This window comes from Mesorhizobium sp. P2_B11 (assembly GCF_056404855.1).
Window position 1 is genome coordinate 307,598 of record NZ_JBFUDF010000001.1, and the last position, 13,769, is coordinate 321,366.

The following is a 13,769-nucleotide window of genomic DNA, read 5'->3' on the forward strand; positions in this document are numbered from 1 at the left end:
TCAATCGCCCTCGTCCTCGTACCCCACCAGATGCAGCGGCCGCGCGGCGATGCCTTCCAGTTCGCACCAGCGCACCAGCGCTTCCTCGCGGCCATGCGTCACCCAGATTTCACCGGCGCCGGTCTCCTTGATGGTGGCGGTCAGTTCGTCCCAGTCGGCATGGTCGGAAATGATCAGCGGCAGTTCGACGCCGCCTTGCTTGGCGCGCTGGCGGATGCGCATCCAGCCTGACGCAAAGCACGAGATCGGGTCGGGAAAGCGCCGCGCCCAGCGGTCGGCAAAGGCCGATGGCGGGCCGACGACGATGGCGCCCGCAAAATCCTGCTTGCCGCCGCTGTCCACCGTTGCCGGCTCCAGCGTGCCGAGGTCGATGCCCTGGCTCTGATAATACTCGCTGAGTTTTGCCAGCGCGCCGTGGATATAGATCGGCCTGTCATAGCCGCCATCGCGCAGCAGCCGCATCACCCGCTGCGCCTTGCCCAGCGCATAGGCGCCGACCAGATGCGACCGCTCGGGAAACTGCGCCGCCGATTTCAGCAGCCGGGCGATCTCTTCCGTATCGGGCGGATGGCGAAACACCGGCAGGCCGAAGGTCGCTTCGGTGATGAACACGTCGCATTTCACCGGCTCAAACGGTGCGCAGGTCGCATCCCTGCGGCGCTTGTAGTCGCCGGAGGCGACGATGCGCCTGCCCTTGTGCTCGACCGCGATCTGCGCCGAGCCCAGAACATGACCGGCCGGATGGAAGGTGACGGTGACGTCGTTCAGCGCCATCGCTTCGCCGAGCGTCGCGGCCTGCGTTGTTCCGGCAAAATCCTCGCCATAGCGTAGCCCCATAATGTCGAGCGTCTGTTGCGTGGCCAGCACCGAGCGATGGCCGGAGCGGGCATGGTCGGAATGGCCGTGCGTGATCAGCGCCCGGTTGACCGGCCGCACCGGGTCGATGAAGAAATCGCCCGGCGGGCAATAAAGGCCTTCCGGCCGGGAGTGGAGCAGGTCGCTGGCGCGCATGGTTCCAAGATAGGCACAAAATCCGGCGCGGGAAGCCTGTTGCAAGAGACTGCTGACTCGTCCTACAGCCAGCCACCGGCCGCATCAGCCGGCGGACCCATCGCCATGCAAACGCTGAAAACCTCGTCCGGCGACCTGACCGCCGATCGCCGTGCTGATTACGCCGAAATGCTTTTCGGCTCGGGCGACCCTGCGGCGGCTGCGGAATTGCTGCTCGGCGCGCTGGAGCTGGCGCCGCAATGGGCGGCGGGCTGGTTCCGCCTCGGCGAGATGCAGGAGACAAGGGAGCAGCTCGACCTGGCGGCGCAGGCCTGGGCGATGGCGCTGAAGCTCGACCCGGCGGATCGCCTGGGCGCAGCACTGAAGCTGCAGCTGATCGGCAAGGCGCCGGTCGCCGCGGCGCCACCCAGCGCTTTCGTCGAAACGCTGTTCGACCATTATGCCGAAACTTTCGAGGACTCTCTGGTTGATAAACTCGGCTACCGGCTGCCGGAGTTTCTCGATCTTGCCATTCGCGCCGCAAGGCTAGGCCGCTTTTCACTGGCGCTCGACCTCGGGTGCGGCACCGGCCTGATGGGCGAGAGGTTGCGGCCGCTGGCCGACCGGCTCGAGGGCTATGACATCTCCGCCGCCATGCTGAAAAAGGCGCGAGCCAAAGGTGTCTACGACCTGCTCGCCAAGGCCGATCTGCAGCATTTTGCCTATGGCGGACCGAAAGCCGATCTGGTGGTGGCGGCCGATGTGTTCATCTATGTCGGCGCACTCGATTGTGTGGTGAAGACAATCGCCGGCATTCTGGCCGGCAACGGCCTGTTTGCCTTTTCCGTCGAAACACCGGCTGAAGGCGAGGCGGCAGGTGTAGCCGGGTTTGCGCTGCGGCCATCGCGCCGCTACGCCCATTCTCAAGCCTATGTCGAGCGGGTGCTTGCCGCCGGCGGCCTGTCGGTGTTGTCCGTGCAGCCCACGGTCATCCGCTGGGATCGCCGCCAGCCGGTCGATGGGCTGGCCGTGCTGGCGACGTTGTCGTCCGGCTGATGTCTCGTCCTGTTCGAAAATGTGAATAGGATTTTTTCGTCCGGCGCGGCATCAGATAGGATATTTGCCGAGAAAAGGTCCGCTCGGCTTGCCATTAAGGAGGAACAGATGCGCTGGAACATGATGGTCTTGGCGTCTTGCCTGGCGATGACCGGCTGCATGGGCAGTTCGATGTCCGAACGGCAGGACGAAAACATCCAGTCGTCGCTGCTCTATGACGGCGTGCCTTGCGACCAGTTGCTGGCGCAGCGCAACGGGCTGGCGCAGCAATATCATCTGTCGACGGACGCCAAGCCGAGCTTCTCCAATCCGGCGATGGGCTTCGGCCCGTTCACGCCGGATGTACGCTCGAAAGCCAAGCGCGACACCGACCTGGCAAGCGGCAAGATCGACGCCATGAATCGCTCGATAGAACGGCGCGACTGCGGCAAGCCCAACAAGCAGAAGAAGTTCGCGCTGCCGAGCTGAACCTGGACTTCCTCAGTAACCGGCCTTGCGATCCACGAGATTGTCGAGCTTCTCGCCGCGCTCGAAGGCGTCCATCTGGCGCAGCATGATCGGGGCCAGGTGGACGGGGTCCGAGGTTGCTGCCGCATGCGGCGTCACGAACACTTTCGGATGACCCCAGAGCGGACTGGTCTTCGGCAGCGGCTCGACCTCGAACACGTCGAGACTTGCCTCCTTCAGCGTGCCGTCGTCCAGCGCGCGCAAAATGTCGGCGTCCTTCTGCAGCCGGCCGCGCCCGGCATTGATCAGCACCGAGCCGCCGAGGCCGTTGCGCTTGCGCAATTCCTTCAACACGCCGTGGTTGATGATGCCTTGCGTGTCCGGCGTCAGCGGCAACAGCACCACCAGTATGTCGGTGGCGTTGAGGAAGGGGATCAGCCCGGCCTCGCCGGCATAGGTCGAAACGCCTTTCATCGGCCGGTCGTTGCGCGACCAGCCATTGACGGCAAAACCGAGCGACAACAGCACCGATGCGGCAGCGCGGCCGAGATTGCCGAGCCCCATAATGCCGACCGAAATGTCGCCGGCCGGCCGCTGCGGCGGTTCGTGCCAGGTCTTCTTCGGCTGCTGCGCGCGGTAGAGCATGCCCTGGCGGTGATGGTCGAGCACCCGCCAGACGACATACTCGGTCATGTACTGGGTGAGGTTGTCGGCGACCACCCTGACGATCGGCACGTCGGGCAGGCCGGGATCGGCGAAGATGTGGTCGACGCCGGCGCCGATCGAAAAGATGGCGCGCAGATTGGGCAGCGACTTGAGCAAGTTCGGCTTCTGCTTCCAGACCACCGCATAGGTGATCGACGGGTCAGAGGCGCCGTCCGGCTCCAGCACCACCTCGCGCTCCGCCGACAGTAGCTCGCGCCAGCGCTGCGGATGAAAGCCGGTGACGGCAAGCAGGATTTTGCCTTTTTCCATTTTGCGGATTGTATTCCCTGTTATTCGCTGACGATGCCCACCGGCGCCGTCTCGATCCTGAACGCGGCCGAGATCAGCGCCTTGGTATAGTCGGTCTGCGGCCGCTCGAAAATCTGTTCGGACGGGCCGGCTTCGACGATCCTGCCATTGCGCATGACGATGACGTCGTTGGCAAGGGCGCGGATGACTTTCAGATCATGGCTGATGAACAGATAGGCGAGGTCATGTTTGGCTTGCAAGTTGCGCAGGAGGTCGACCACTTGCGCCTGCACGCTCATGTCGAGCGCCGAGGTCGGCTCGTCCAGCATGACGAAGCGCGGATTGAGCACCATGGCGCGCGCAATGGCAACGCGCTGGCGCTGGCCGCCGGAGAATTCATGCGGATAGCGATTGCGGGTGGCCGGATCGAGCCCGACCTCCTTCAACACGGCAACGACCTTGTCGTCGCGTTGGTCGGGCGACAACTTCGGCTCGTGGATTTTCAGCCCTTCCTCGATGATCTCCGACACCGACATGCGCGGGCTGAGCGAGCCGAACGGGTCCTGGAACACAATCTGCAACTCGCGCCGCAGCGGTCGCATGGCGTTGAAGGACAACTGGTTGATATCGCTGCCGTTGAACTGGATGGTGCCGGTCGACGAGATCATCCGCGCCAGCGCCAGGCCGAGCGTCGTCTTGCCGGAGCCGGATTCGCCGACCACGCCAAGCGTCTGGCCGGCGCGTACGGTGACGTCGATGCCGTCCACCGCCTTCACATTGTCGACGGTGGTGCGGAAAAAACCCTTCTTGATCGGGAACCAGACTTTTATGTCCTTGCCGGTCATCACCGGCTTGGCTGCATCGTTGGCGGCCGGCGGCTTGCCTTTCGGCTCGGCCGCCAGAAGGTGTTTGGTATAGGCATGCTGCGGGTTGGCGAAGATCTCCTTCGTCGGCCCGGTCTCGACGATCTTGCCCTTGGTCATCACGCAGACGCGGTCGGCGATCTTGCGGACGATGCCGAGATCATGAGTGATGAACAGCATCGACATGCCCTTGCGGCTCTTCAGCCCCGCCAGCAATTCGAGGATCTGCGCCTGCACGGTGACGTCGAGCGCCGTCGTCGGTTCGTCGGCGATCAACAGCTCGGGTTCGTTGGCCAGCGCCATGGCGATCATGACGCGCTGGCGCTGGCCCCCCGACAGCTGGTGCGGGTAAGCGTCGAGGCGCTTTTCCGGCTCGCGTATGCCGACCTCCTTGAGTAGCGCCAGCGTTCGCGCCTTGGCCTGGCGGTCGCCCATGCCCTGATGCAGCGCCAGGATCTCGACGATCTGCTGCTCGATCGTGTGCAGCGGATTGAGCGAGGTCATCGGCTCCTGGAAGATCATGGTGATCTTGTTGCCGCGCACGCTGCGCAGCTGCTTTTCGTTCATCGCCAAAAGGTCAGCGCCCTGGAACAGAATCTTGCCCGAGGGATGGCTGGCCGTCGGATAGGGCAACAGCTTCAGCACCGACAGCGCCGAGACCGATTTGCCCGAGCCGGATTCGCCGACCAGTGCCACGGTCTCGCCCTTGGCGAGATCGAAGGAGATGTGGTCGACGGCAATCGACTGATTGCCGCCCTGCGTGAAGGCGACGCTGAGATCGCGGACAGAGAGCAGGGCCTCGCTCATCGGAATGCCTTGCGCGGATCGAACGCATCGCGCGTCGCTTCGCCGATGAAGACCAGCAACGACAGCATCAGCGAGATGACGACGAAGCCCGATATGCCGAGCCAGGGGGCGTTGAGATTGCTTTGCGCCTGCTTGAGCAGTTCGCCGAGCGACGCCGTGCCGGGGGGCAGGCCGAAGCCGAGATAATCCAGCGAGGTCAGCGTCGAGATCGAGGCGCTAACCAGGAAAGGCATAAAGGTCAGCGTTGCCACCATGGCGTTGGGCAGAAGATGGCGCAGCATGATGGTGCGGTTGGACACGCCAAGCGCGCGAGCCGCGTTGACATATTCGAAGTTGCGGGCGCGGAGGAATTCGGCCCGCACCACGCTGACCAGCGACGTCCAGGAGAACAGCAGCATCAGCCCAAGCAGGATGAAGAAGCCCGGCGGCAGGATGGCGGATACGATCAGCAGCAGGTAGAGCACGGGGATTGCCGACCAGATTTCAATGAAACGCTGAAACAAAAGGTCGGTCCAGCCGCCGAAATAGCCTTGCAGCGCGCCGGCCGCGACGCCGATCACCGAAGAGCCCGCGGTCAGGATCAGCCCGAACAGCACCGAAATCCTGAACCCGTAAATGATGCGCGCCAGAACGTCGCGCGCCTGGTCGTCGGTGCCCAGCCAGTTCCAGTTGCCGACGATGCAGTCAGGATCGGCAGCGCCCTGCGGATACTGGCTGCATCGCTTCTGCGCGTCGTATTCCCATGACGGTTTTGCCGGAGCGGCGTCGGGGATCGCATTGTTGACGGTGCGGTAGGAATAGCGGACCGGCGGCCAGATCATCCAGCCATTGGCGTTGATCTCGTCGCGGATGACCGGATCGCGATAATCGGTGACAGCGTAAAACCCGCCGAACTTTTCCTCGGGATAGGCGACTGCCACCGGGAACAGGATCTCGCCCTTGTAGTAGGCGACGATCGGTTTGTCGTTGGCGATCAATTCGGAAAACAGCGACAGCACGAACAGGGTGAGAAATATCCACAGCGACCAGTAGCCGCGCTTGTTCGCCTTGAAGTTCTGCCAGCGCCGCAGGTTGAGCGGCGAGAGCCGGGGGCGGGCGATCCTCGGGGGGATCATCTCGGCTGCGGCCTGCGTCATCAGACGTCTCTCCGCTCGAAATCGATGCGCGGATCGACCCATGTGTAGATGAGGTCGGACAGCAGGTTAACGAACAGGCCGAGCAGCGAGAAAATGTAGAGCGTGGCGAACACCACCGGATAATCGCGGTCAAGCACGGATTTGAAACCCAGCAGGCCAAGACCGTCGAGCGAGAAGATGTTCTCGATCAGGAGCGAGCCGGTGAAGAAGGCGGAGATGAAGGCCGCGGGAAAGCCGGCAATGACGATGAGCATGGCGTTGCGGAAGACATGGCCATAGAGCACCCGCCGCTCCGACAGGCCCTTGGCACGCGCCGTCACCACATACTGTTTGCGGATTTCTTCCAGGAAGGAGTTCTTGGTCAGCAACGTGGTCGTGGCAAAGGCCGATAGCACCAGCGCCGTCAGCGGCAAGGTCATATGCCAGAAATAGTCGACGATTTTATCCGGCCACGAGAGCTGGTCCCAATTGTCCGAAACGATGCCGCGCAGCGGAAACCAGTCCCAGAACGAGCCGCCGGCGAAAAGCACCATCAGCATTATGCCGAACAGGAACGCCGGTATGGCGTAGCCGACGATGATGACGCCGCTGGTCCAGACGTCGAAGGCGGAGCCGTCCTTGACCGCCTTGCGAATGCCGAGCGGGATCGAGATCAGGTAGGACAGAAGTGTGATCCACAGCCCGAGCGAGATCGATACCGGCATTTTCTCCAGGATCAGGTCGAGCACCGAGATGTCGCGGAAATAGCTGTCGCCGAAATCGAAGCGCGCATAGTTCCACAGCATCATGCCGAAACGTTCGAGTGGCGGCTTGTCGAAGCCGAACTGCTTTTCCAGCTTCTTGATGAATTCGGGATCGAGCCCCTGCGCGCCTCGGTACTTCGAGCCGACATCGCCTGCGACATCGAAATTACCGCCGCCGCCGCCGGCATCGCCGCCGCCACCGCCGAGGCGATCGCCTCCGCCCTGGTTGGTAAGGCTGGCGATAACCCGTTCGACAGGGCCACCGGGTGCAAACTGGATAACGGCGAACGATACCGCCATGATGCCGAACAGGGTCGGTATCATCAAAAGGATGCGCCGCAGTATATAAGCGCCCATCAGGCCGCCAATCCTGCGCGAACGATCATCTCAGCCCTTGCCAATTTTCGCCGCCTTGCCCTTGTCGACCCACCACAGCGATTCGACCGGAAAGCCGAAATCGGGTTTGTGCTCGGGAAAGCCGAACATGTCCCAGTAGGCGCTACGGTGATTCGCCAGGAACCAACTTGGAATCCAATCGCGCCGGGCGCGCAAGACCCGGTCGAGCGCGCGCATGGCAATTGTCAGGCTTTCGCGATCTTGCGCGGCGCCCGCTGCGTCGATCAGCGCGTCGATGGCCGGGCTGGAGGTTCCCGGAAGGTTGCGGGAACCCGTAACCTTCGCGGTCCGTGAGTGAAAGAAGACCTCCAGATCGTCAAAGGTTGGCGTGGCGCCGAAAATGAAGGCGGCTGAAACGAGATCGTAGTCGAACGAATTCTGCCGCAGCTGATACTGCGCCGCATCAACCAGCCGTATCGAGGCATCGATGCCGACCGCCTTCATGTTCTCGATCCAGGGGGAGTAGACCTGTTCGAAGACCTCGTCGTCGACCAGGAACTCCGCCGACAACCTGGCGCCCTTGTCGTTCACGACGAAGTTGCCGGAGCGTTTCCAGCCGGCATCAGCCAAAAGCTTGGCAGCCTTGCCAAGCAGTTTTCGATCACGGCCCGAGCCGTTCGATACGTCCTGCATCACCGCTTCGCCGAAAGCCTCGGCTGGAATCTGGTCGCGCAGTGGCTCCAAAAGCGCCAATTCACCTGGCGACGGCGGGCCCTTTGCCCGAAAGTCGGACTGCTCGAAGCAGGATTGCGAGCGCTCGTAGGAACCGTAGAAGAAATTGCGCCGCGTCCATTCGAAATCGAAACAGAGCCCGATAGCCTGGCGCACGCGCGGATCGCGGAACTGCTCGCGCCGCTGGTTGACGGCGGTGGCTTGCATCGACGGCATGGTTTCGGCGGGGAATTCGTTCTTCACCACCTTGCCGGCGGCGAAGGCGGGGAAGTCGTAACCCGTCGCCCAGATGCGCGAGACGGATTCCTCCTTGTAGAGAATCTCGCCCTTCTTGAACGCTTCGAAAGATGCACTGCGCGCCTGGTAGAATTCGACGCGGATGCGGGCAAAATTGTTCTGACCGCGATTGACCGGCAGGTCATTGCCCCAATAGTCGGCCACCCGGTCATATTCGATCCATGCGCCCGCTGACCAGCGGCCGACTTTGTAGGCCCCTGAGCCCAGTGGTGGGTTCATTTGCGAGGAATCGAACGGGTTGGCCGAGTAGAAAGCCTTCGACAGGATCGGGAAGCCGGCGGCGTTGAGAATGGTGCGGCTTGTCTGCTTGCCGGAGAATTTCAGGATGAGCGTGTGCGCGTCGACAGCGACCGCGTCATCCAGATGCTTCAGTGTCAGGGCAAAGTCCGGGTGCCCTTTGTCCTTGAGCAGTTTGAACGTGAAGGCGGCGTCCTCGGCCGTCAGCGGCGTGCCGTCATGGAAGCGGGCTTGCGGGCGAAGTGAGAAGGTGAAGGCGTTGCGGTCGTCGGAGATCGTCACGCCATCGGCGATCAGCCCATAGATCGCGTCAGGCTCGTCGAGCGCCCGCACCATCAGCGTGTCAAAGCACATCTCCAGGCGCTGCGGCGAGTCGCCTTTGGCCACGAAGCAGTTCAGCGTATTGAAGGTCGTCGGCGCCTGGTTCCAGCCCCAGGTGCGTGGCAGGAAATTGAAGGTGCCGCCTTGCGGCGCATCGACATTGACGTAGTCGAAATGGCTGAAATCCGGCTTGTACTTGAGGTCGCCGAACGCCGACAGGCCGTGCAGTTTTGCGCCGGTCGGGCTGGCAGCGAAAGCCTTGCCCGGCAGCAGCGTTGCGGCGGTCGCCGCGGCACTGAGCGCCAGGAAGTCGCGGCGAGGAAGCCCCGCCATCAATTGCTGCCCTTGTATTTGGCGGCGAGCGCCTTTTCCTTCTCGGCGTCGATCCACCAGGAATCGATATCGGCGCCACGGTAGCCGGGCTGCTTTTCCGGGATACCGAATTTGTTCCAGTAAGCGAGCCACACCACAGCACGGTAGTATTGCGGCACGACATAGTAGTTCCACAGCAACACACGATCGAGCGCATGGGTTGTGGCGACGAGGTCATCGCGGTCCGTGGCAAAAATGATGCGGTCGACAAGGGCATCGACGACCGGGTTCTTGATGCCAGAATAATTGCGCGATCCCGGCGTATCGGCGGCCTTCGAACTCCAGAAGTCGCGCTGCTCGTTGCCGGGCGATTCCGACTGCTGAAGCTGCCCCGTGATGACGTCGTAATCGAAATCTCGGATGCGGTTCGTGTATTGGCTCGGGTCGACGATGCGCAATGTCGCATCGACGCCGATCTTGCGCAGATTGGCGATCCAGGGGCTGGAGATGACCTGGTCGGTTTCACCCGAGCCTAGGATTTCAAACTTGAATGGCTCGCCAGTCTTGGCGTTGACCATCTTGCCGCCCTTGATCACCCAGCCGGCCTGGGCGAACAGGTCGACTGCCTGCTTCAGATATTTCCGCTCGGCCTGCGGCGAATCGTAAACCGGCAGCTTGAATTCCTGGGTGAACAGTTCGGGCGGCAGCTTGTCGCGGTACTTTTCCAGGATTTCCAGTTCCTTGCCTTGCGGCAGGCCGCTCGAGGCCAATTCCGTGCTTTGGAAATAGCTGTGGGTGCGGCTGTTGAAGCCGAAGAACAGCGTGCGGTTCATCGACTCGAAATCGAAGGGGTAGGTGAGCGCGGCCCTGACCAGACGATCGGCAAAAAGCGGGCGCCTCTGGTTGAGCATGAAAGCCTGCATGGGCTCGGGCGAGGTGGTCTTGAACTCCTGCTTGATCACATCGCCGGCCTTGAGCGCCGCGAAATCGTAAAACGTCGCCCAGCGCTTCGAGCTGTTTTCCGGCTTGATGTCGTCGAGACCACCCTTCTTGAACGCCTCCCAGGACGCGTTGTCGTCAAGAATGTAGGTGAAATGCTGGATGTCGAAATTCTCGCGGCCGATCTTCACCGGCAGCTTGGCCGCCCAATAGTCCGGCACACGTTGCCAGACGATCTCCGAACCGGCCTTGAAGCTGGCGATCTTGTAAGCGGCCGAACCCAGTGGCGGCTCCAGCGTCCCCTTGGTGATATCGCGCTTCTTGCCGCTGGCGTCGGTGCCTTCCCACCAATGCTTGGGCAAAACGACAAGGTCGCCAAGGATTTTGGGCAGCTCGCGATTGCCTTTCTGGTCAAAATGAAACTCGACCTCGCGGTCCGAAACCGCGATCGCGTCGGTAACGTTTTCGAAATAGCGGCTGTACAACGGGCTGTTGGCCTTCAGCACCTGGAACGACCAGATCACGTCGTCGACCGTGATCGGCTGGCCATCATGCCATTTCGCGCGCGGGTCCAGCCGGTAGGTCGCGGACGAGTAATCGGCGGGGTATTTATAGGCATCGGCGACGAGAGGGTGACTGACGCTGCCTTCATCCGTCGCCTGGTCCATCAGCGTATCGTAGAGAAAGCCGCCGCCGAACGGCAACAGGCCGGCCGCCGGCGAGCCCTGCACGATGTAGGGATTGAAGCTGTCGAACGTGCCGGAAACGACCGAATTGTAGGTCCCGCCCTTGGGCGCGTCCGGGTTCACATAGTCGTAACGTTGGAAATTTTCGCCATATTTGGAGGGACCGATCAGCGAGGAGGTGGTGTGCCATTCATCCGGGAAGGCTGCCTGCAGACCGCCTGCGAGGGCGGCCACAACAAAAAAGGACCTCAGAAGCGTACGGCCAACCGTCATGCGTTCTCCTCTTCGCGATGCCCGGCAATCCTAGATGATTTGACGCCGGTGAAAACCGCCATGCGCCGGCTTTGTCGCCGCATATGCGGTTTTCCTAAAGAAAAAGCCGGGCTGAACCCGGCTTTTTTGAGATCGTCGAGATGACAAATCGGTTATTTCGCGGGCGCTGCCGGAGCTGGCGCAGCACCTTCAGCCGGCTTTGCCGGAGCGGCACCCTCGGCAGGCTTGGCTGGCGCGCTCGCGTCGGCGGCGGCACCTGGGGTCGGCAGCGGCTTCGGGCTGTCCGACAGCGTGCGCAGATAGGCGATGACGTTGGCGCGGTCCTCGTCCTTCGGCAGGCCGGCAAAGCCCATCGCCGTGCCCTTCACGAACTTCTTCGGCGAGGTGATGAAGTGGTTGAGGTTGTCATAGGTCCACTTTTCAGCGCCGCCCTTGGAGAATTCCTTCATGCCGGCCGAATAGGCGAAGCCCTCATGCTCGGCGACCGGTCGGTCGATCAGGTCCCAGAGATCCGGGCCGACCTTGTTCGGGCCGCCCTTTTCGCCGGAATGGCAGGCCTGGCATTTCTTGAACACAGCCGCACCCTGCTCGACATTGGCGGTGGCCAGCAGATCGGCAATCGGTTTGGCCTCTACGGCAGGTCCGGCGCCGCCACCTTCGGCCGGCTCGGTCGCCTCAATGGCGTAGCCGGGCTTTTCCGGAGCGGGCGAGGCGAACAGCGCGTCAGACACCAGCCCGACCGAGAAAACGACGAAACAGGTTCCGAGCAATCCGGCGAGCAGCTTGTTGACTTCGTTGGAATCCATACGCCCCTTGCTCCCTTTTCCGGCGGACCGATCGTCCACTCCGTCCGTCGGTATCGTGACCCACCCCGTCGAGCCGGTCAAATCGGGCGGAAACTAGGTCTTTTGCTCCAGCGTTGCAACACCTATAAGGGCGCTTCCAGTGAGACCTTTTGCCACTTTTCCCATCGTCTTTTCAAACGCCAGCAGCCCCGATGTCCACGCTCATCCTGATCCCGGCCCGCATGGCCTCGACCCGCCTGCCGGGCAAGCCGCTGGCCGATATAGCTGGGGCCCCGATGATCGTGCATGTCGCCCGCCGCGCCGCCGAGGCCGGGCTTGGCCGGGTGGTGGTGGCAACCGACACGCAAAGCGTGGCCGACGCGGTGCGCGCGCACGGTTTCGAGGCGGTGATGACGCGCATCGACCATGAATCCGGCTCCGATCGCATTTTCGAGGCGCTGACCGCGCTCGACCCCGGCCATAAGGTCGAAACCATCGTCAATGTGCAGGGCGACCTGCCGACCATCGATCCCGAAATCATCGGCGCTGCGCTGCGGCCGTTCGAGGACGCCGCGGTCGACATCGCCACGCTTGGCGTCGAGATCGTCCGCGACGAGGAAAAGACCAATCCCAATGTCGTCAAGATCGTCGGTTCGCCGCTGTCGGCGACGCGGCTCAAGGCGCTCTATTTCACCCGCGCCACCGCACCCTGGGGCGAGGGGCCGCTCTATCACCATGTCGGTCTCTACGCCTATCGTCGTTCGGCGCTCGAGCGCTTCGTCGCGCTGAAGCCGTCGCCACTGGAGCGGCGCGAGCGGCTGGAGCAGTTGCGGGCGCTGGAGGCCGGCATGCGCATCGACGCCGAGATCGTGCAGTCGCTGCCGCTTGGCGTCGACACGCCGGAAGACCTCGAACGCGCCAGAACCATCCTTTCAACCTGAGATATCGGCATGCCTGAAAAGACCAACAGAATATCCTTCCAGGGCGAGCCCGGCGCCAATTCCGACACCGCCAGCCGCAACATGTTCCCTGACATGGTTCCGTTGCCGTGCCCGACCTTCGAGGATGCCTTCAACGCGGTCGAGACCAACAAGGCCGACCTCGCCATGATCCCGATCGAAAACACCATCGCCGGGCGCGTCGCCGACATCCATCATCTGCTGCCGGAATCGAAACTGCACATCGTCGGCGAATATTTCCTGCCGATCCACTTCCAGCTGATGGTGCTGCCGGGCGTCAAGCGCGAAGAGATCAAGACCGTGCACAGCCACATCCATGCGCTGGGGCAGTGTCGCAAATACATCCGCAAGAATGGCTGGAAGCCGGTGATTGCCGGCGACACGGCGGGGTCGGCCAAGCTGGTGTCGGAGCTCAAGGACCGCACCATGGCCTCGCTCGCGCCGGCTCTCGCCGCCGAACTCTATGGGCTCGACATCATCGAGAGGAATGTCGAGGACACCGACTCGAACGTCACCCGCTTCGTCGTCCTGACCAAGGACAAGCGATTGGCCGAACGGCCTTCGGCCGACACCAAGATGATGACGACCTTCATGTTCCGCGTCCGCAACGTGCCGGCCGCGCTCTACAAGGCGATGGGCGGCTTCGCCACCAACGGCATCAACATGACCAAGCTGGAGAGCTACCAGCTGGGCGCTTTCACGGCGACACTGTTTTACGCCGATATCGAGGGCCATCCCGACGATCCGCTGGTCAAGCTGGCGCTGGACGAGCTGCGCTTCTTCTCACGCGAAGTGCGCATTCTGGGCGTCTATCCCGCCAGCGAGTCGCGCGAGCAGTGGAAGGTCGCCGACTAAATAGGTATCCAGATACGGTCGTCTCTCATGAGAAATGCCGG

12 protein-coding genes are annotated in these 13,769 nt (G+C 62.4%); 4 read left to right on the top strand and 8 right to left on the bottom strand.

Annotated features, from left to right (window positions below; genetic code table 11):
• Positions 1-1,011, bottom strand: coding sequence for a ligase-associated DNA damage response exonuclease (locus tag AC1DYJ_RS01360; RefSeq protein ID WP_477279306.1), 1,011 nt, complete (start codon positions 1,009-1,011; stop codon positions 1-3).
• Between the two features lie 105 nt (positions 1,012-1,116).
• On the opposite strand from AC1DYJ_RS01360, the gene AC1DYJ_RS01365 reads away from it, so the two are divergent.
• Both AC1DYJ_RS01365 and AC1DYJ_RS01370 read left to right on the top strand, forming a co-directional pair.
• Entirely contained in the window at positions 1,117-2,046 is a 930-nt protein-coding gene (locus AC1DYJ_RS01365; protein WP_477279308.1) for a methyltransferase domain-containing protein, read from the top strand.
• 108 nt (positions 2,047-2,154) lie between these two features.
• Positions 2,155-2,514: a hypothetical protein gene (locus AC1DYJ_RS01370; RefSeq protein WP_477279310.1), complete on the top strand. Its 360-nt coding sequence runs from the start codon at positions 2,155-2,157 to the stop codon at positions 2,512-2,514.
• A gap of 12 nt (positions 2,515-2,526) precedes the next feature.
• Here the strand turns inward: AC1DYJ_RS01370 and AC1DYJ_RS01375 are convergent, their stop codons facing one another.
• The 7 genes from AC1DYJ_RS01375 to AC1DYJ_RS01405 form a co-directional block, all read right to left on the bottom strand.
• Positions 2,527-3,468, bottom strand: a complete 942-nt coding sequence (locus tag AC1DYJ_RS01375) for a 2-hydroxyacid dehydrogenase (protein ID WP_477279312.1) — start codon at positions 3,466-3,468, stop codon at positions 2,527-2,529.
• A gap of 20 nt (positions 3,469-3,488) precedes the next feature.
• On the bottom strand, positions 3,489-5,117 hold the full coding sequence (locus AC1DYJ_RS01380) for an ABC transporter ATP-binding protein (protein WP_477279314.1): 1,629 nt from the start codon (positions 5,115-5,117) through the stop codon (positions 3,489-3,491).
• Positions 5,114-6,253 (bottom strand): ABC transporter permease, encoded by a 1,140-nt coding sequence (locus AC1DYJ_RS01385; RefSeq protein WP_477279316.1) that lies wholly within the window; start codon positions 6,251-6,253, stop codon positions 5,114-5,116. Before AC1DYJ_RS01385 ends, AC1DYJ_RS01380 begins: the two co-directional genes overlap by 4 nt.
• Positions 6,253-7,353 carry a microcin C ABC transporter permease YejB gene (locus AC1DYJ_RS01390; protein ID WP_477279318.1) on the bottom strand — a complete coding sequence of 367 codons (1,101 nt, stop codon included), beginning with the start codon at positions 7,351-7,353 and terminating at the stop codon, positions 6,253-6,255. Before AC1DYJ_RS01390 ends, AC1DYJ_RS01385 begins: the two co-directional genes overlap by 1 nt.
• A 30-nt stretch (positions 7,354-7,383) precedes the next feature.
• Positions 7,384-9,252, bottom strand: a complete 1,869-nt coding sequence (locus tag AC1DYJ_RS01395) for an extracellular solute-binding protein (RefSeq protein ID WP_477279320.1) — start codon at positions 9,250-9,252, stop codon at positions 7,384-7,386.
• Positions 9,252-11,129: an extracellular solute-binding protein gene (locus AC1DYJ_RS01400; RefSeq protein ID WP_477279322.1), complete on the bottom strand. Its 1,878-nt coding sequence runs from the start codon at positions 11,127-11,129 to the stop codon at positions 9,252-9,254. The genes AC1DYJ_RS01395 and AC1DYJ_RS01400 overlap by 1 nt, the downstream gene beginning before the upstream one ends.
• Positions 11,130-11,281: 152 nt before the next feature.
• Positions 11,282-11,935: a c-type cytochrome gene (locus AC1DYJ_RS01405; RefSeq protein ID WP_477279324.1), complete on the bottom strand. Its 654-nt coding sequence runs from the start codon at positions 11,933-11,935 to the stop codon at positions 11,282-11,284.
• A gap of 191 nt (positions 11,936-12,126) precedes the next feature.
• Between AC1DYJ_RS01405 and AC1DYJ_RS01410 the strand changes: the two genes are divergently transcribed.
• Both AC1DYJ_RS01410 and AC1DYJ_RS01415 read left to right on the top strand, forming a co-directional pair.
• A complete protein-coding gene (locus tag AC1DYJ_RS01410) occupies positions 12,127-12,855 on the top strand; it encodes a 3-deoxy-manno-octulosonate cytidylyltransferase (protein WP_477279326.1) in 729 nt (242 codons plus the stop codon).
• Positions 12,856-12,864: 9 nt separating this feature from the next.
• On the top strand, positions 12,865-13,728 hold the full coding sequence (locus tag AC1DYJ_RS01415) for a prephenate dehydratase (protein WP_477408893.1): 864 nt from the start codon (positions 12,865-12,867) through the stop codon (positions 13,726-13,728).
• Positions 13,729-13,769 lie beyond the last annotated feature (41 nt).

Coding starts and splice junctions, on each gene's coding strand:
- AC1DYJ_RS01360 (WP_477279306.1), bottom strand. CDS start 1,011: ATGCGCGCCAGCGACCTGCTCCACTCCCGGCCGGAAGGCCTTTATTGC.
- AC1DYJ_RS01365 (WP_477279308.1), top strand. CDS start 1,117: ATGCAAACGCTGAAAACCTCGTCCGGCGACCTGACCGCCGATCGCCGT.
- AC1DYJ_RS01370 (WP_477279310.1), top strand. CDS start 2,155: ATGCGCTGGAACATGATGGTCTTGGCGTCTTGCCTGGCGATGACCGGC.
- AC1DYJ_RS01375 (WP_477279312.1), bottom strand. CDS start 3,468: ATGGAAAAAGGCAAAATCCTGCTTGCCGTCACCGGCTTTCATCCGCAG.
- AC1DYJ_RS01380 (WP_477279314.1), bottom strand. CDS start 5,117: ATGAGCGAGGCCCTGCTCTCTGTCCGCGATCTCAGCGTCGCCTTCACG.
- AC1DYJ_RS01385 (WP_477279316.1), bottom strand. CDS start 6,253: ATGACGCAGGCCGCAGCCGAGATGATCCCCCCGAGGATCGCCCGCCCC.
- AC1DYJ_RS01390 (WP_477279318.1), bottom strand. CDS start 7,353: ATGGGCGCTTATATACTGCGGCGCATCCTTTTGATGATACCGACCCTG.
- AC1DYJ_RS01395 (WP_477279320.1), bottom strand. CDS start 9,252: ATGGCGGGGCTTCCTCGCCGCGACTTCCTGGCGCTCAGTGCCGCGGCG.
- AC1DYJ_RS01400 (WP_477279322.1), bottom strand. CDS start 11,129: ATGACGGTTGGCCGTACGCTTCTGAGGTCCTTTTTTGTTGTGGCCGCC.
- AC1DYJ_RS01405 (WP_477279324.1), bottom strand. CDS start 11,935: ATGGATTCCAACGAAGTCAACAAGCTGCTCGCCGGATTGCTCGGAACC.
- AC1DYJ_RS01410 (WP_477279326.1), top strand. CDS start 12,127: ATGTCCACGCTCATCCTGATCCCGGCCCGCATGGCCTCGACCCGCCTG.
- AC1DYJ_RS01415 (WP_477408893.1), top strand. CDS start 12,865: ATGCCTGAAAAGACCAACAGAATATCCTTCCAGGGCGAGCCCGGCGCC.